Annotated in this window: 16 protein-coding genes; 11 read left to right on the forward strand and 5 right to left on the reverse strand. The window is 69.5% G+C overall.

Annotated features, from left to right (window positions below; genetic code table 11):
• The first annotated feature begins 71 nt into the window (after positions 1-71).
• The 3 genes from D892_RS0123575 (at position 72) to D892_RS0123585 (ending at position 2,698) form a co-directional block, all read left to right on the forward strand.
• Positions 72-710, forward strand: coding sequence for a TetR/AcrR family transcriptional regulator (locus D892_RS0123575; RefSeq protein ID WP_024803588.1), 639 nt, complete (start codon positions 72-74; stop codon positions 708-710).
• Positions 711-791: 81 nt separating this feature from the next.
• Positions 792-1,433 carry a GntR family transcriptional regulator gene (locus D892_RS0123580; protein WP_024803589.1) on the forward strand — a complete coding sequence of 214 codons (642 nt, stop codon included), beginning with the start codon at positions 792-794 and terminating at the stop codon, positions 1,431-1,433.
• Between the two features lie 5 nt (positions 1,434-1,438).
• Complete coding sequence (locus D892_RS0123585; RefSeq protein WP_084161669.1) at positions 1,439-2,698, forward strand: MFS transporter; 1,260 nt, start codon at positions 1,439-1,441, stop codon at positions 2,696-2,698.
• Between the two features lie 88 nt (positions 2,699-2,786).
• Here D892_RS0123585 and D892_RS0123590 read toward each other — a convergent pair whose 3' ends face one another.
• On the reverse strand, positions 2,787-4,163 hold the full coding sequence (locus D892_RS0123590; protein ID WP_024803591.1) for an MFS transporter: 1,377 nt from the start codon (positions 4,161-4,163) through the stop codon (positions 2,787-2,789).
• Between the two features lie 211 nt (positions 4,164-4,374).
• On the opposite strand from D892_RS0123590, the gene D892_RS0123595 reads away from it, so the two are divergent.
• From D892_RS0123595 to D892_RS0123615, 5 genes are all read left to right on the forward strand, one after another.
• On the forward strand, positions 4,375-4,914 hold the full coding sequence (locus D892_RS0123595) for a MaoC family dehydratase (RefSeq protein WP_024803592.1): 540 nt from the start codon (positions 4,375-4,377) through the stop codon (positions 4,912-4,914).
• 11 nt (positions 4,915-4,925) lie between these two features.
• Positions 4,926-6,167 carry a CaiB/BaiF CoA-transferase family protein gene (locus D892_RS0123600; RefSeq protein ID WP_232236149.1) on the forward strand — a complete coding sequence of 414 codons (1,242 nt, stop codon included), beginning with the start codon at positions 4,926-4,928 and terminating at the stop codon, positions 6,165-6,167.
• Positions 6,168-6,190: 23 nt separating this feature from the next.
• Entirely contained in the window at positions 6,191-7,357 is a 1,167-nt protein-coding gene (locus tag D892_RS0123605; RefSeq protein ID WP_024803594.1) for an acyl-CoA dehydrogenase family protein, read from the forward strand.
• On the forward strand, positions 7,354-8,175 hold the full coding sequence (locus D892_RS47915; protein WP_024803595.1) for a CoA ester lyase: 822 nt from the start codon (positions 7,354-7,356) through the stop codon (positions 8,173-8,175). The genes D892_RS0123605 and D892_RS47915 overlap by 4 nt, the downstream gene beginning before the upstream one ends.
• Positions 8,176-8,431: 256 nt before the next feature.
• Entirely contained in the window at positions 8,432-9,457 is a 1,026-nt protein-coding gene (locus D892_RS0123615) for an NADP-dependent oxidoreductase (protein ID WP_024803596.1), read from the forward strand.
• Between the two features lie 37 nt (positions 9,458-9,494).
• Here D892_RS0123615 and D892_RS0123620 read toward each other — a convergent pair whose 3' ends face one another.
• Entirely contained in the window at positions 9,495-10,520 is a 1,026-nt protein-coding gene (locus tag D892_RS0123620) for an alpha/beta hydrolase (RefSeq protein ID WP_024803597.1), read from the reverse strand.
• A gap of 249 nt (positions 10,521-10,769) precedes the next feature.
• Here D892_RS0123620 and D892_RS0123625 point away from each other — a divergent pair, with 249 nt between their 5' ends.
• Positions 10,770-11,807 carry a hypothetical protein gene (locus tag D892_RS0123625; RefSeq protein ID WP_024803598.1) on the forward strand — a complete coding sequence of 346 codons (1,038 nt, stop codon included), beginning with the start codon at positions 10,770-10,772 and terminating at the stop codon, positions 11,805-11,807.
• Between the two features lie 100 nt (positions 11,808-11,907).
• On the opposite strand, the gene D892_RS0123630 is transcribed toward D892_RS0123625, so the two are convergent.
• Together D892_RS0123630 and D892_RS0123635 are read right to left on the reverse strand one after the other, a co-directional pair.
• A complete protein-coding gene (locus D892_RS0123630) occupies positions 11,908-12,702 on the reverse strand; it encodes an SAM-dependent methyltransferase (RefSeq protein WP_024803599.1) in 795 nt (264 codons plus the stop codon).
• A gap of 78 nt (positions 12,703-12,780) precedes the next feature.
• Positions 12,781-14,190 carry an MmgE/PrpD family protein gene (locus D892_RS0123635; RefSeq protein ID WP_024803600.1) on the reverse strand — a complete coding sequence of 470 codons (1,410 nt, stop codon included), beginning with the start codon at positions 14,188-14,190 and terminating at the stop codon, positions 12,781-12,783.
• A gap of 221 nt (positions 14,191-14,411) precedes the next feature.
• Between D892_RS0123635 and D892_RS0123640 the strand changes: the two genes are divergently transcribed.
• Together D892_RS0123640 and D892_RS0123645 are read left to right on the forward strand one after the other, a co-directional pair.
• Entirely contained in the window at positions 14,412-15,158 is a 747-nt protein-coding gene (locus tag D892_RS0123640) for a FadR/GntR family transcriptional regulator (RefSeq protein WP_024803601.1), read from the forward strand.
• A gap of 151 nt (positions 15,159-15,309) precedes the next feature.
• Positions 15,310-16,428 (forward strand): NAD(P)-dependent oxidoreductase, encoded by a 1,119-nt coding sequence (locus D892_RS0123645; RefSeq protein ID WP_024803602.1) that lies wholly within the window; start codon positions 15,310-15,312, stop codon positions 16,426-16,428.
• Here the strand turns inward: D892_RS0123645 and D892_RS0123650 are convergent.
• Positions 16,413-17,399 (reverse strand): phosphatase PAP2 family protein, encoded by a 987-nt coding sequence (locus D892_RS0123650; RefSeq protein WP_156959655.1) that lies wholly within the window; start codon positions 17,397-17,399, stop codon positions 16,413-16,415. The two genes, D892_RS0123645 and D892_RS0123650, sit on opposite strands and share 16 nt — an antisense overlap.
• Positions 17,400-17,618: the final 219 nt, after the last annotated feature.

Consider the following 17,618-nt stretch of genomic DNA (forward strand, 5'->3'; position numbering starts at 1 on the left):
AAGTATCCGATCAGGATTCTATAATTGCACTGATAAGTGCAAGGTAATGTCCATGCTGGTACCCTGGCAATATGGCTGCCACAGAGATCCCGGTCACACCGCGCGGCAGGCTGGACAAGCGTCGGGCCATCCTCGATTCCGCGCTCGAGGTGTTCGGTGAGGTCGGATACCCGGCGGCCACCGTCGACGAGATCGCCGCGCGCGCGGGCGTGGCCAAGCGGACGATCTACAACCACCTCGGCGGCAAGGAGAATCTGTTTCGCGCGTCGATACTCGACGCGGCGCAGGAGTTCCACGCGAGTCCGCTGCGGGCGGCGCGGTCGCTGCCGGCCGATCCGGAGGATCTGCGGGCCGAACTGCTCCGGATGGGGTACGAGCTGGTCAGATGCATGCGCAGCGAGCGGGTGTGGCTGATGCGGCGCCTGCTGGACGCCGAGATCGCCCGGTTCCCGGAGTTGTACGAAGAGGTTCAGCTGGGCGGCTCCGGCGAGGTTCTGGACATGTTGGCCGGGCGGCTGGCGCTGGTGGCCAACAACGGCCACCTCCGGTTGCCGGATCCGACTCGTGCGGCGAGTCAGTTTGTCGCCCTGGTCACCGACCGGCTGGCGATGTTGTCGGGCTCGGGCACCCTTCCGCTGTCGGATTCGATCGTCGACGAGACGGTCTCCGCCGGAGTGGATACCTTCTTGCGCGCTTTTGCGCCGCGGTGACCGGCAGGCACCCCGGAATTCGTTAGCCCCGGTAAGGGGTCGGTGAGTCGGCGTGCTGTGCCGACAGCTAGTGTGCATCTTGTGTCTAAGACGTATTCATCGGCCGAGCGGGCGTACCGGGAGGTCAAGGAGCGCATTCTGGCCGGGGCGCTGCCCGGCGGGGAGCTGATCAGCGAGGGGGAGATCGCGACGGATCTCGGGACGTCGCGGACCCCGGTGCGGGAGGCGTTCCTGCGGCTGGAGACCGAGGGGTGGATGAAGCTGTATCCCAAGCGGGGTGCGCTGGTGGTGCCGGTGCCGGCGGGGGAGGCCGAACATGTGGTGCACGCGCGCTACGTCGTGGAGACGGCGGCGGCGCGGGGGCTGGCGGCGGCGGATCGGGCCGGTGTCGCCGAGGCGCTGCGAGAAGCGATCGAACGGCAGCGCGAGTTCGCGGCGGCGGGGGACCTCGAACAGTTCGCCGCGATGGATACCGAGTTCCACCGCACGCTCGTGGTCGCCGCGGGCAATCCGCTGCTGATCGGTTTCTACGATTCGCTGCGCGAACGGCAGCGGCGGATGAACAGCGCCGCGGTGCGCCGTCATGCCCGCGGCGCCGAGCAGATCGTCGAACAGCACGGCCGCCTGGCCGACCGTATCGAGGCCGGTGATGCCGAGGGGTTCGCGGCGCTGCTGGTCGAACACTTGTCGGGGGTGCACCAATTGGAGCTGAAGGGACTGTGACCGACATGCGAGGTGTCGTCGGAGCGCAGGCTTCGGTGGCGAGTACGGCGACGGCTCCCGAACTGTCGCCGGCGGCGGGGACGGCGCCGCGGGCCTGGTGGGGCGTCGCCGCGGCGATGTTCGCGATCGCCTGGGGCGGAAACGAATTCACGCCGCTGCTGGTGATGTACAAGAACCACGGCCTGTCGGTCACCACCGTGGACGTGCTGCTGTTCGACTACGTGCTGGGCATCGTGCCCGCGCTGCTGATCGGCGGGCCGCTGTCGGATCGCTACGGGCGCCGCCGGTTGATGTGCCCGGCGCCGCTGATCGCCGGTGCCGGATCGCTGTTGCTGGCGGCCGGTGCGGAGTCGGTGGCGGTGCTGTCGGTGGGGCGGGTGCTCAGCGGGGTCGCGCTGGGGCTGGCCATGGCCGTGGGCGGCAGCTGGGTGAAAGAGCTGTCGCAGCAACCGTATTCGGCGGCAGCCGTCGGCACCGGCGCCCGCCGTTCCGCCATGAGCCTCACGGCGGGGTTCGCGCTCGGCGCCGGAATCGCCGGGGCGCTGGCACAGTGGGCGCCGTGGCCGAACTCGCTCGCCTATCTGGTCAATCTCGCGTTGTGTCTCGCCGGGACGGCCTGGGTGGCTCGCGCCCCGGAAACGCTGGCGCCGCAGGAGAATCCGGGCCGCCTCATCGATGATCTGAAGGTTCCGGTGTCGGGGCATCGCCGGTTCCGCGGCGTCGCGCTGCCGGTCGCGGTCTGGGTGTTCGCGTCGGTCGGGACGTCCTACGCGGTGCTGCCGACGCTGCTGGCCGACCAGGTGCGCGGGGCGCCGATCGCGTTCTCGGCGCTGCTCACCGTGCTCACCCTGGGCACCGGATTCGCCCTGCAGTCGATGGCCCGCCGGATCGATCGCCCCGGCACCGCGCGCACGTCGATCGTGGCACTGATCCTGGTATCGGCGGGCATGGTCGTCGCCGCGGTCGCCGCGGCCACGCTGACGCTGTGGGTGGCGCTGGTCGCCGCGCTGATTCTCGGTGCCGGCAACGGCATGGGCCTGGTCGCCGGGCTACAGGAGATCGAGCGCCTCGCCGAGCCCGGCGATCTCGCCGGTCTGACCGCGGTCTTCTACTCGGTCAGCTACATCGGTTTCGGCCTGCCCGCACTGCTGGCCTTCCTGCACCAGGCCGTGGGAGCCGGTTATCCGTGGATGCTCGGTGCGGGCGCGCTCGTGGCGATCGCCTGCCTGGCCGTGGTGGTGCGGAACTACCGTGTGCGAGGCTGATTTTCGCCGCCTTCGGTGAGCGCGGCCTGTCGGTGATCACCGCGCCCCGGCCGCTCCTCTGGAGGACCGGGGCGGGGCTCCCGGCCACCTACGCGGGTTCGGGCGCCGAGCCGACATCCTCGAGCCGGCGCCGGGTCGTGCGCTCGCCGAACAGCGCCAGCAGCGTGCCGAGCAGCAGGATGACCAGGGCCAGATAGAGGAAGACCGCGGTGTATCCCAGACCCGAGTACACCCCGCCCACGATGAACGCGCCCGCCGCACCGGACAGCCGCCCGACGCTGTTGGCGCATCCCGCGCCCAGCCCGCGCAGCCGGGTCGGGAAGACCTCCGGTAGATAGGTGTAGAGCACCGCCACGAGCATCTGCATCAGCATGTTGATCAGGAAGCCGATCACCATGACCAGCACGGCCCCCGACGAGATGCCGAACGCCAGCAGCAACACGGTGACGACCAGGCTGATCCCGAGGATGAGGGTCTTACGCTCGAACCTGTCCACCAGCGGCCAGGCCAGCAGCGCGCCCGGCACCGCGCCGATGGCCAGCACCAGCGAGTAGTTCAGGCTCTCGGTCTGCGTGTAGCCGTCCTCGACCAGCAGCGTCGGGATCCACGAGCTGAACCCGTAGAACCCCAGAATGAGGCAGATCATCACCGCGGACGCGACGGTCAGCCGCTGGAGGTAGGGCGGCCGCAGGAGTTCGCGGATGTTCCCGGACTCCGCGGTCTCCACGGCCGGGCCCGGTTCCGGCAGGTCGCGGCCCAGGATCCCGCGGGCCTCGGACTCCAGCTTCGCCAGCACCGGTTCGGCCTCCTCGGCACGCCCCTGGGCGACCTGCCAGCGGATCGACTCCGGGAGCAGTCGCACCGACAGGATCACCCCGACGATGCCGCCCGCGCCGATCACGAACACCCACCGCCACGTGCCGGGCCCGATCGGCACCAGCAGCCGCGACACCGCCGCCGCGATCGGCACCCCGAGCAATCCCAGTGCGAGCGTGAGCGATTGGTAACGGCCGCGTTGTTCCCTCGGGAACATCTCGGTGACGTACACCAGCAGCACGCCGGTCATGGCCTGCAGGCCGAAGCCGGTCAGCACCCGGGTGACGGCGAGCATCTCGACGTTCACCGACACCGCCGAGAGCAGCGAGAAGGTCGAGTAGAACACCGCGGAGCCCAGGATGGTCGGCCGCCGGCCGAATCGGTCGGCGAGGCGGCCGCCGAGCAGCCCGCCGAGGAACATGCCGAGGAACGACACCGAGGTCACGGCGCCGACGGCGGTGATCGACAGCCCCCATTCGCTGCGCAGGGCGGGCGCGACGTAGGCGAACGTGTTCAGGTCGACCAGGTCGAAGGTGAAGAAGATTCCCAGCAGCGCCACCCAGATGCGGTGCGAGCGGGTGACGACCGGGATCCGGTCGAGTCGGGCGTCGGCCGCGCGGGTCGGCGGTGCGACGGGTGTGGCGTCCATTGACACTCCCCAGTGACGTAGCTTACAACCTAAAACATCAGACATTAACGATCTGGCGCTGTCAACCCTTGCCTTGTGGCGCTACTGGGCTGTTAGTATCGCTAATCATCGCGCGACATGTAAAACATCTGATGTATTCAACGAGGACGTTGGATCGACGCCCGCCGGGGCTCCGGCGGGACCGCCGATCAGGGATGAAGGAGGCTGCGCCGTGACGGTGCACACCGGATGGCAGGGACGTTTCTACGAGGATTTCGAGGTCGGTGACGTATACCGGCATCCGCTGGGCCGCACGATCAGCGAGGCCGACAACACCTGGTTCACCCTGCTCACCATGAACACCCACCCGGCCCACTTCGACGCGCACTACGCGTCGCAGACCCCGTTCGGGAAGGTGCTGGTCAACTCGGGTCTGACGATCGCCATGCTGATCGGCATGAGCGTCACCGACGTCAGCCAGCGCGCGGTGGCGAACCTGGCGCTGACCGATGTCGAGCTCACCCACCCGGTGTTCGTCGGCGACACCCTGTACGCGGAGTCGCTGTGCACGGGTAAGCGCGAATCGGCCTCGAAGCCGTATGCCGGGCTGGTCGAGGTGCACAGCCGGGCGCTGAACGCCGACGGCGACGAGTGCCTGTCGTTCGATCGGACGATCCTGCTGTACCGGCGCAGCGCGGCGGCGGATATCGATTCGTTCCCGCGGGCGAAGAACGGCCCGCTGTCGATCGAGGCGACCGGGGAATCGAAGTGAGCGGAGTCGACATGAGTGGTGCCGAAATGAGGGGCGGCACAACCCGTTTGCCGCTGGCGGACGTGCGCATCGTGGCGGTCGAACAGTACGGCGCCGGGCCCTTCGGCTCCGTGCACCTGGCCGACCTGGGCGCCGAGGTGATCAAGATCGAGGATCCGCGGATCGGCGGCGACGTGGGTCGCGGGGTGCCGCCCTACGCCGAGGACGGCGACTCGCTGTTCTTCGAGACCTTCAACCGCAACAAGCGGTCGGTGACCCTCGACCTGTCCGATCCCGCCGGCCGGGAGGCGTTCGAGGAGCTGGTGAAGGTCAGCGACGCGGTGTACTCGAATCTGCGCGGTGACGTGCCGACCAAGATGCGGATCACCTACGCCGATCTCGAGGAGATCAATCCGCGCATCGTGTGCTGCTCGCTGTCCGGGTACGGGATGACCGGGCCGCGCAGCACCCAGCCCGGCTACGACTACATGTTGCAGGGGCTGTGCGGCTGGATGTCGGTGACCGGTGAGCCGGACGGCCCGCCCGCCAAGTCCGGGCTGTCCATGGTCGACTACTCCGGCGGCCTGGTGGCGGCGATCTCGCTGCTGTCCGGGGTGCACGCCGCCCGCCGCGACGGCGTCGGAATGGATTGTGACGTCAGCCTTTTCGACACCGCCCTGAACATGCTCACCTACCTGGCGACCTGGCATCTGAACGAGGGCTTCGAACCGGCGCGCACGCACAACTCGGCGCATCCGAGCCTGGTGCCGTTCCAGAACTTCCCGACCGCGGACTCCTGGATCGTCATCGGCTGCGCCAAGCAGAAGTTCTGGGAGCGCCTCGTCGAGGCGATGGACAGCCCGGCCTGGGCGGCCGAGGAACGGTTCGGCACACCCGCGCTGCGCTACGAGAACTCGGCCGAATGCATCGAGCGCATGGAGGCCGAACTGGCCCGGCGCACGACCGCGGAATGGCTTGCGCTGCTGGAGGAACGCGGCGTGCCGTGCGCGCCGGTCAACACGGTGGCGCAGGCGCTGGACGAGGAGCACACCGCGGCCCGCGGCATGGTCGTCGCCACCGAGCACCCGCGGTTCGGCGCCGTGCGGCAGGTGGTGTCGCCCGTGCGCGCCGGCCGGTTCCGCGACGACCACCGCCGGGCCCCGCGCATGGGCGAGGACAACCGCTCGGTGCTGTGCGAGATCGCCGGCCTGTCACCCGAGCGGTTCGACGAGCTCGCCGGCCGCGGCGCCTTCGGTGCCGCCGCCCCGGAATGACAGCCTCGAAAGGACACTGACACATGGATTTCCAACTGAACGAGGATCAGCGCGAATTCCGTTCCGCCCTGCGCCGATTGGTGGACTCCGCGATCGTGCCGGTGGCGCGGGACTGGGAGCAGTCCGGCCGCTATCCGACCGAGATCGTCGAGCAGATGAAGCAGATGGGCCTGTTCGGCCTGACGATCCCGGAGGAGTACGGCGGGTCCGGCGCCGACTTCGTCTCGTTCACGCTGATGTTCGAGGAGATCGCGCGGGGCTGGATGGGCGTGGCCGGCATCCTGGGCAGCCACTCGCTGGCGTGCTGGATGCTCTCGCGGCACGGCACCGACGAGCAGAAGTCCCGGTACCTGCCGGAGCTGGCGACCGGGGCGCGCCGCACCGGCATCGCGCTGACCGAACCCGACGCGGGCACGGACCTGCAGGGCATCCGCACGGTCGCCACCCGCGACGGCGACGACTACATCATCAACGGCAGCAAGATGTGGATCACCAACGCGCGCTACGCCGATCCGCTGCCGGTGCTGGTGAAGACCGATCCGTCGGCCTCGCCGGCACACAAGGGCATGAGCGTGCTGCTGGTGGACGCCGACGCCCCGGGCTTCGAGGTGACCAGGGACATCCCGAAGCTCGGTTACAAGGGCACCGAATCGTGCGAGGTGGTGTTCACCGGCGTCCGGGTTCCTTCGCGAAACCTGTTGGGCGGCACCGAGGGCCGCGGCATGCAGCAGGTGCTGTCGGCGCTGGAGATCGGCCGGCTGAACATCGCCGGGCGCAGCCTGGGCATCGCGCAGCGCGCCTACGACGAGTCGCTCGACTATGCCAACGGGCGGCAGGCATTCGGTCAGCCGATCGCCGGCTTCCAGGCGATCCAGATGAAGCTGGCGGATATGGCGACCCAGTTGCAGGCGGCCCGGCTGCTCACCTACTGGGCGGCGACCCACGTGGACCGCGGCGAGCGCTCGGATCTGCAGACCGGCATGGCCAAGCTGTTCGCCTCCGAGGTCGCGTTGCAGGCGGCCCAGAACGCCATGCGCATCCACGGCGGCTACGGCTTCTCGACCGAATTCGAAGTCGAACGGCTGTACCGGGATTCGATCCTGATGACGATCGGCGAGGGCACCAGCGACATCATGCGCACCGTCATCGCCCGCTCGCTGAGCGCGGGCAAGGGAAAGGTCGGCTGGTGACCGCGCCGCCGCGCAGCTGGCTGTTCTGCCCGGCCGACCGGCTGGACCGGCTGGCCGGGGCGGCCGCCCGCGCCGATGTCGTGATCGCGGACCTCGAGGATGCCGTCGCACCCGCCGAGAAGCCGGGTGCGCGAGACGGTTTGGTGGGCTGGCTGCGCGAGAATCCGGCGACCGCCGCCGCGGTGTGGGTGCGCATCAACAGCCATTCCGACTATCTCGCGGGCGATCTGGACGCGCTGCTCGGTGAGGTACCGTTCGCCGGCATCGTGATACCGAAAGCCGAAGCGGCCCAGGTGCGTTCGCTCGCGGAACGGACCGACCGCCCCCTGCTTCCGCTGCTGGAGACCGCGGCGGGCCTGTGGCAGGCGGCCGAGATCGCGGCGTGTGCCACGGTACGCACGCTCGGCATCGGCGAATACGACCTGTCCGTCGAACTCGGCACGGCCGCACCGGATGTCGATGCCGGACCGCTGGCCTGGGCGCGCTCGCGGGTGGTCGCGGCGGCGTCGGCGGCGGGCATCGCCCCGCCGCCCGCCCCGGTCTCGGCCGTCCTCGACGACGACGCGGGTTTCCGCGCGGATACGGCCACGCTGCAGCGCTGGGGCTTCTTCGGCCGGATGTGCATCCACCCGGCCCAGGCCGCGGCGGTGCACGAGGTTCTCACCCCGGCTCCCGCCGAGGTCGACCGCGCCCGCGAGATCGTCGCGAGCGCCGAACAGGCCGACCGCGAGGGCTCCGGCGTCCTCGTGCTCGACGGCAAGCTTGTCGACCTCGCCGTCGTCCGCCGAGCCCGCCGCACCCTCGCCCTCTCCGAGTAGCCGCGCCGGCTGAATCCTCGCCGTGAACTTGCCCACAGGTCCGGATGCGGGCGGGTGGTGAGATTCGGGAGCCATAACCTCCGCTCTAGCGGGCGCTTCGGTGTCCGGTTTCCGTCCGTCGACCGTGGCCCGGGGGAGCGCCGCGGGTGCATCGCGTCGCGGTCGTCGGCGGGCAGGGGCGCCGGTCGCGGCACTAGGCTGGCGCTCCGCCAGCGGCTCGAGACGACGGGCCCGATTCCGGAAAGCGAGTTCTCCTGTGGGCGAGAAGAACAGGCAGTGGGTATTGGCGCGCCGGCCCGACGGGCATCGCTACGCGGATGCGGTCGAGTTGGTGGACGGCGAGACCCCGGACCTGGCCGACGGTGAGGTTCTCGTCCGCAACATCTACTTCTCCCTGGATGCCGGAACCCGGATGTGGATGGGCCCGCGGGAGGACTCGTATTCACCGGCGACACCGCTGGGTTCACCGGTCGTGAGCACCGTGCTGGGGTCGGTGGTGGCATCGCGGCATCCCGATTTCCGGAGCGGGGATCTGGTCCGCGCGTACGGCCAGTGGTCGGATTTCTCGGTGGTGCGGCCGGACGAGGTGTATGCCGAGCGGGTCACCCGGCGACTGGCCGACCCGCGTCAGCATCTCGGCGTCTTCGGCGCGAACGGCTGGACCGCCTACCTGGGCGTGCTGGAGTACGGCGCGGCGCAGCCGGGGGAGACCTTCGTCGTCTCGGCGGCCTCCGGGGTCACGGGTGCGCTCGCGGGGCAGATCGCGAAGCTGCACGGCTGCCGCGTCGTCGGCATCACCGGCTCCGCGGCGAAATCCGCCTGGCTCACGGGCGAACTCGGATTCGACGCGGCCATCGACCGTGGCGCCGGTGACCTGGAGCGGGCCCTCCGGGAGACCTGCCCCGGCGGCGTGGACGTCTATTTCGACAACGTGGGCGGCCCGGTGCTGGACTCCGTACTGGGAAATATGGCGCTGTTCGGCCGAATCGCCCTGTGCGGCTTACTCGTTCACTACGACCACGACGAGGCGCTACCCGGCCCCGCCAGGTTCGACCAGATCCTGATGAAGCGGCTCACGGTGCGGGGGTTCTTCTCCCCCGACTTCTACCACCGCGGCCCGGACCTGAACCGCAGCATGCGCCCCTGGTACGACGAGGGCAAGCTGCGCATGGCCTTCGATGTGACGCCGGGCATCGAGAACACGCTCGACGCGTACGCGAAGCTGTTCACCGGCGACAAGATCGGCAAATCGCTGGTGCAGGTGAGCGATCCGGACGACTGATCCGGTGCACGTCGGCGCCCGGTGACCGAGTTCGCGGTCAGCGCCCGGTGATCGAGTTCGCCCAATCGACAACGGCGGCTTGGTAATCGACCGTGTTGCGGGCGAGGTTCACCGAATGCCCGCTGCCGGGCAGCACGAAGGTGCGCAGCCGGGCCTCCGGCGCGAAGTACGGCGCCTCCGCGGCATGCAACGTCTCGGAACTCGCGCACACCGCGTAACCGATGCCGCAGGACAGCCGGTCCTTGCTGCCGGTGGCGATCATCACCGGGGCGTCGATGAAGGACGACATGCCCGGCAGCATGGAGAGCATCCCGTCGGGATATTCGCTGAGCGAGAAGACCTCCTTCGTCTTCTCGTCCAGGTCGACCACCGCCGGGTCGGCGTCGGCGGGGTCGAAGAAATCGTGCATCCGAGAGCCGGGCCGGGTGGTCAGATAGTTCGGATCGTATCCGCGGCCGGCGAATCGCGGATCGTTGACGGCCGGGTAGTAGCTGGAGATCACGCCGAGGATCTCGCCGTAGCTGGGGGCGTGCGAGTACCCCGTCAGCAGCACGCCGTCGACATCGCGGTGGGCGGCGGCCTCCATGACGGAGGTGCCCGACGTCAACGAGTGGCCGACGGTGATGACCTTGCCGAACGGCTGTGCGCCCGCGATCCCGCGCCGGGCCGACCGGACGATCTGGTGCAGAGCCTCCGCCGTGGTGTTCGCGGTCAGCGACAGGGCGGGCGGCTTGCTGCTGGCACCGTTCCCGAGCCGGTCGACCACCAGCGTCGCGTAGCCGGCCTCGTTCATCGCCTGCCGGAAGTTGTAGGTCTCCGGTTCGTACGGGAAGTCCCAGTACTGGCCGTTGTAGTTGGAGCCCGACATCAGCACCATCACGGTGTCGGTCGGCTGTCCCGGCGGCAGGCACAGCGTCGCCGCCAGCTGTCCCTGCGGCACCGCGAAGGGAAAGGACCGGCAATCCCGGTCGGACGGCGGATCGGCCTGGGCCGCGGCGGGCACGAAACAGGCGAACGCCACTGTCGCCAGGGCGGCGGAAATTGCTCGTACCGAGGCTCGCACGCGAAGCGCTCCCTTGTGCCGAGATGTGGGGGACTGCCAGTCGAGATCCATATCCCATGGTGAAGCAGGGGGTCGGTGAAGCAGGCTATAGCGGATTCGGTTGCGTCGCAACCCGTTACCAGGAGGGCTGTGGCAACCTTTCGGCGTCGACCGATCGGTTCGGTATTCGTACGCGCTGGCGTGCGACTCGCCGACGATATTGTCCGCATTGGGCGAATCCGGAGAAACCTGGCGGCTAACATACGGGGCATGTTCGAGCGGGCCGTCCATTTCGTAGGTAGTTTTCCGGCTGCGAGCACGTCGGACGCCATGCGAACCATGCTGGACGGTGCGGGATCCCGGCTGCGGACCCTGCCCATCGGAGAGACTCGCCGGTACGAATTCTACGTCGAGCCCATCTTCGCGGATCTGGTGTCGCAGGGGGTGCTGGAGGTGAAGCCGCCCGGGCGCCGGGCCAATCCGGACCGGATCTACCACCGCGTTCCCCGTGGCTCCGAATTGCGCGGTGACGCAATGGATCTCGGCTATCTCCGGGAAGCCGAGGAGGCGCTGCCGATCTTCGGGGAATTGCGCGCCGCGTCCGGCCGGACCGATCTCGCCCTCCAGATCGGCATGCCGTCGGCCGTGACGATGGCCTTCACCGGCATGGGAGTATCCGGTATACCCACCTATCGCAAGGCATTCGCGGACGCCACCGTGCGTGCCATCGCCGACGTGCGCCGATCGGCCGGCAGCGACGTGGTCATCCAGCTGGAGGCACCCGCGGAGCTGGTGTTCATGGCGAAGGGGCAGGCGGTGCACCGGCAGCTGGATGCGGCGATGGGCTTCGGCAGGGGAATAGCCGCGCTGGCCGCGGCGGCGCCGGGGGGCACGCGATTCGGGGTGCACCTGTGCCTGGGCAGCAGGCGCAACCGGGCGCGCGCCACCCTGCGCACCGCCCGGCCGCTCGTGGATCTCGCCAATTCGGTTGTCCGGCACTGGCCGTCGGGGCGGCCGCTGGAGTTCGTGCACGGCCCGCTCGCCGCGAGACATCTGCCGGAGTCCGCGCAGGCCGAATTCTTCGCCCCGCTGGCCGATCTGGCCCTCGGCCCGGGTACCGCGTTCTACGCGGGATTCGTGGACGACGTGCCGAGCGAGGCGGAGCAGGTGGAGACCCTGCACCGCATCGAGCGCGGGCTGGGCCGCCCGGTGGACGGCGTCGCGAGCCCGTGCGGCCTGGGCCGCCGCACCCGGGAGGTGGCCGAGGCGCTCGTCGGGCGGGCCGCCGCGCTGGCCGCGGCCGAATAGTCGGTGTCGACAGTGGCCGAATAGTCGGTGCCGACAGTGGTCGGATGGCCGGTGGTCCGGTAGGCGGTGCCCGTGGGGCCGGGCGAATCGAGCCGCGCGGTCAGCCGGGCTTGCGGCAGATGCCGCCGAGCAGTTCCAGCCTGGTCGTCGGCAGGTCGTCGCCGATCCATTTCTGAATGGGCACGATGCCGGGATCGAGGATCTCGAAGCCGCCGAGGAGCGCCTCGACCTGGGCCGCGGACCGATAGACGACCTGGGACGGACTGCCGTGGGCCGCGGTCGTGGTCCGGTCGATGAATTCGTCGGCGGTCTCGGTGGATCCGTGGGTGAAGGCCAGATAGCTGCCCGGTGCCATCGCCTCCCGGTACACCGCGAGGAGGTCGGCGGGTTTCTCGTCGTCCATGATGTAGTGGAGAACGCCGACGACCAGCATCGCGATCGGCTGATCGAGGTCTATCTTCGCCTCGGTCCGCAGGCGGTGCAGGAGGTTGCGCGGGTCGCGGAAATCGCCCAGAATCGCCGTCACATCGGGCTCGCCGTCCAGCATCGCGTTGGCGTGCGCGAACACGATGGGATCGAAATCGACGGAGGCCACCCGCACCGCGGAATCGACCTTCTGCGCCACCTCGTGCACGTTCGGCGACGTCGGAAGTCCGGCACCCATATCGACGAACTGCCGCACCCCCTCCTCGGCGGCCAGTTGTGTAGCGCCGGTGAGGAATTTGCGGCTGAACCAGGCCAGTGTGCGGGTATCGGGCGCGATCTCCAGCATGCGCTGGGCCAGGGCTCGATCGGCCTCGTAATTGTCCTTGCCGCCGAGTAGATAATCGAACACCCGGGCGGAGCTCGGCTGAGACGGATTGACGCCCTTCGGCGCTGACCTCTCTTCCGACACCGCACCTCCCTCAGACCTCGGATTCCCTCCGAAAATCCTAGCAACCGAACACTACGGCACACGCGTTTCCGCGTGGAACTATCCGCGGCAGGCTTCGGCGAACTCCCGGGCGGATGCGCCGGTTCCGAGGCCGAGCACGGCGCTTCGCACCCGTTCCGCCGTCGCCGTATCGGTTGCCAGAGCCATGCTGTCGGTGAACTTTTCGACGATCTCGGCGTTGGTCAGCGGCCGCTCGTCGTGCCCGCGGTTGACCTGTTCGCGGTGGCTGATCGTGCGGCCGTCGGTCAGCCGGATCTCGACCGCGCCGGAATAGGCCGCCGGATACGCGCTGTCGGCGTCGTCGACGACCTCCACCTTGCGGGCCAGCGCCAGCACGTCCGGATCGGCCAGGGCGGCATCGTCCAGTTCGGCCAGGGTGAACCGGCCGCGGGCCAGGACGGTGGCGACCACGTAGGGCAGGCTGAACTTCGCGTCGTACTCCGAGCGCGGCGCCCACTTGTTCGGCTCCGGTTCGCACACCACCTTGCGCGGCGTGGGATGGATCGCGCACCGCACCGACTCGATGTCACCGAGCTGTATGGCTCCGGTGCTGCCGTGTCGAAGAGCGTTGCCCTCCCGCAGAATTCGCGCGCTGTCGGCGAAGGCGTGGATGAAATGGCACACCGGGTACGGCTTGACCGCCGTGCGCAGCAGCTCCCAGTGCGTGCCCAGGCCCTCGGCCACCGCCTCGGGCCGCCGTTCCCGGTCGGCCAGATGGGTGTTGAACAGCCCGAAACGGCCCTCGTAGACCGCCGCCGGGCCGGTCCAGCCCGCCTGGGCGAAGGTGGCCGCGGTGAGCCCGGACATGGCGGCCCAGCCGGGGTGCAGCCGCTTGGTCCATGCCCCGTCCTCGAGGAATTCCAGCAGGCCCGACGCCATCGACCCGACGACACCCTGGGCGATGGTCAGCCCCGCCGCGTCCAGGCCGATCAGCTTGCCGGCGGCGACGGCGCTGCCGAACGCGCCGGCCACGCCGGTGGGGTGGAAGCCGATGTCGTGGAACGCGCCGTGCGCGGCGATGCCGATCCGGGCGGAGACCTCGATGCCGAGGATGTAGGCGGTCAGCAGGTCGAGCCCGGTGGCATCGGTCGCCACCGCCGCCGACAGCGCGGCGGGCAGCGCCGCGGCGGAGACGTGGGTGACCGCGGGGATGTGGGTGTCGTCGAAGTCGAGCCCGTGCACCAGCACACCGTTGAGCACGGCCGCATCGCGCGGCGACAGCAGGTCCTTGGTGCCGAGCACCGGGCAGTCACCCGTGCCGAAGGTGGTCAGCGCGTCGCGTGCGGTCGTGCTGAAGGGGTACGCCGTCGAGGCGAAGGCGAGCCCGACGGAATCCAGCACCAGGTGGCGCGCTCGCTCCAGCACCTCGCCGGGGATGTTCTGGGCCGTGGTCTCGGCGGCGAATGCGGCCACGCGTGCGGCCAGCGGGGTGCCCGGCTGCTCGGTCAACGTTTCCTCCTTGGAAGCTCGGTACCTCTGAAATGTAAACATCAGACATTTTGTTGTAAAGGCTTATCGGCCGATCGAGCGCCCTGTTGAGCAGTTTGTTGAAACATCAGACCTACCGCATGCGGTGTGGTGGGCCGCGGTGCCGAGCCGGTAGGCTGCGACTGCGGGAGCGGTGAGGACAACCGGGTGCGGGGACGGCCCGGGCGAGCGGAAGGCACGGGATGTCGGCACAGGGGACGGCCGCCGAGCAGGGGCTGCGCGTACAGCGCGTGCAGGCCGCCTACCGGCAGGTTGCCGATCAGCTCAAGGAGCGGATCGTCGGCGGTGAGCTGGCGCCGGGCACCCGGCTGCCGAGCGAGTCCGAACTGTCGCGGATGTTCGGCGCCAGCCGCAGCACGATCCGCGAGGCGCTGCGCCTGCTGGCCAGCCAGAACCTGATCAACACCACCCGGGGCGTCACGGGCGGCAGCTTCGTCTCCTCGCCCGACGTGGCCGCCATCGCCGAAAACCTCAGCGGCTCATTGGGACTGCTGGTCAACAACCGGAACCTGACGGTCGCGCACCTCCTGGAGGCGCGCCTGATCCTGGAACCGGTCGCCGCGCGGCTGGCGGCCGAGCGCGCCGACGAACAGGCCCTGGCCGATCTGCACCGGGCGACCACCAGCACCCATCAGATGGCGCCCGCGCGCGGCTTCGTCGTGCACTGGGATTTCCACGAGGGGCTCGTCGCGGCCACCGGCAACCCGCTGCTGGAGGTGATGTGCCAGCCGATCAACGAGGTGCTGCGCGGCCGGCTGCACCGCGACCGGGTGGAGCGCGCCGCGTGGGATGCGGTCGACCACGATCACGTCGGCATCTACGAGGCCGTGGCGAGCGGCGACGGCGCCGAGGCCGAACGCCTTACCCGCGCCCACCTTCTCGAACTCCGCGGCATCTACGAGCAGATGGGCGACGACGCGGCGGACTGAGCGTCGGCACGATGGTTGACGGGGCGGATAGGGTTGCCCGACAGCATGGACCGACGACGCTCCCGTGCCCGCCCGCGCGCGTGATCGGGCCGTACCGGCCGCGCACCGGACCGTAAGCGCCTGTCCTGCACGCTTATCCGAAAGGTTGCCCATGACCACGTCGAATCCGAACGCACAATCGGATCCCGAAGCGCAGTCGCCCGGACCCGTGCTGGTGACCGGGGCATTCGGATTCGTCGGCCCGTCCGTCGTGCGGGCACTGGCCGCGGACGGCACCCGCGTGGTGGCCACCGATATCGATACCCCGGCCAATCGCAACGCCGGGCGGCGGCTGATGAGCCTGCCGTCGGTCGAGGTGCGCTGGGCCGACCTGACCAGGCCGGCGCAGGTCGAGACCCTGCTGAAGGCCGTCGCGCCGGCCGCGATCGTGCACCTGGCCGCCGTCATTCCGCCGCGGTGCTACCGCCGCCGCGAGCTGGCCCGCGCGGTCAACATCGACGGCACCGAGACGCTGCTGACCGCGGCGGCCGCGCTACCGGATCCGCCGCGTTTCGTGCAGGCGTCGAGCATCGCGGTCTACGGCCCGCGCAACCCCCATCGCGACAACGGTGTGCTGGAACCGGATACGCCGGTCCGGCCGGCGGATCTGTACGGCGCGCACAAGGTCGAGGTCGAGGAGCTGGTGCGGGAGTCGGAGCTGGAGTGGGTGATCCTGCGGCTGGGCGGTGTCCTGTCGGTCGAGCTCAGCCTCGGCACCGATACCGACCTGCTCACCCTCGAGGCCGCGCTGCCCGCCGACAACCGGATCCAGACCGTGGATGTGCGCGATGTCGCGGCCGCGTTCCGGGCCGCGATCACCACCGACTCCGTCCGCGAGACCTTCCTGGTAGCGGGCGACGAATCGCACCGGCTGGTGCAGTCCGAGGTCGGTTCCGCCCTCGCCGAGGCCATGGGCCTGTCGGGCGGGCTGCCGAAGGGGCGGCCGGGCGATCCGGACAACGACGAGGCCTGGTTCGCGACCGACTGGATGGATACCACCCGTTCCCAGGAAGTGCTTGCCTACCAGCAGCATTCCTTCCCCGACATGGTGAACGAGCTGCGCGCCAAGGCGGGCCCGAAGCGCTACCTGCTGCGCGTCCTCGCGCCCCTGGTGCGGGAGTTCATGCAGCGGCGGTCGCCCTATCGCGACGCGCCCGGCACCTTCGCCGATCCGTGGACGGCGGTGCGGTCCCGGCTGGGCGACCCGGATCCGGATCAGCGGGTCGCCTGAACCGAGTTCACCGGGACCTCCGCGGACGGGCCGGCGCCGGCCGGCCGGGATCGCCGTTCCCAGGCCCGCGCGAGCAGCGCGGTGATCGCGACGTACACGCAGCCGAGCAGGACGTCGACGACGTAGTGTTCGCCGCCGTAGACGAGGGTGAAGGCCATGGCCGCCGGGAACAGCGCCAGCGGGATCCGCAGCCACCACGACCGGACCAGCGGCCACAGCGTGACGGTGACGAGCACCGCGAAGGCGGTGTGCAGCGAGGGCAGCGCCGCGACGTAGTTGCCGTTCTCCTCGAGCCACTGCGAGCTGACGTCGGGGGAGACCATGCCCAGGCCGAATCCCGAGATGCGCTGCACCGCCTCGGGAATCACCCCCTCGCGCGAGGCGTACCACGGCGGGGCGGCCGGCACCAGGATGTAGGTGAGCAGGGCGAGATAGGACAGCAGCACGATGCGCCGCATGTACCGCGTCCACAGCGGCCGCGAGTAGACGTAGAAGGCCGCCGCCACCGCCCACGGCACGATGAAGTGCGTGGTGTACACGAGGCCGATGATCGGTGTCCACCAGGGCTGCCCGTCTCCGGCGAGATGCTGTTGCAGCCACACCGTGGGGACGGTGCCGCCGAAGAGCCACTTGTCGGCGTCGGCGAGTTCGGTCATCCGCAAGGGCATTCCGAGTTTGTCGGCGAGATCGCGGGTGTAGTCGTAGACCAGCAGCGCGCCGATCAGGGGCAGCCAATCGAACAGCGTGCGCAGGTGGGTGCGCCAGGGGCGATCGATGGTGAACGCGGTGATGCCCGCCAGGATCCAGACGGCCTCGGAGATGCGGCCGCCCGGCACCGCGCCCGTGACGACGGCGATGACCAGCGCGACCAGGTAGCCGTATCGAACCGCGAGCCGGACCGCCTGCCGCATCGCGGGGTGCCCTTCGGCAGCCTCGGCCCGGTCGGTTGATGGTGTGGACAGCCCTGTCATTCAGACAGTGTTTCACCCTCGTTCATTTCGATCGGAATCGATTGCCTGATACCGCTGCTGGTTCGACAACGATTGTCATACGGGCGTCTCGCGAATGACCTACGCTCTGGGTACGTAGATCGCGTCGCCGACCGCCGCCGGTGCGGTGGACGGATGCGGCCGGTCGTGCCGGCGACCGGCCGCATCCCGTTCGGTGCGCGGCCCGTGCCGTGGACGATG

This window comes from Nocardia sp. BMG51109, from assembly GCF_000526215.1.
Classification (GTDB): Bacteria; Actinomycetota; Actinomycetes; order Mycobacteriales; family Mycobacteriaceae; genus Nocardia.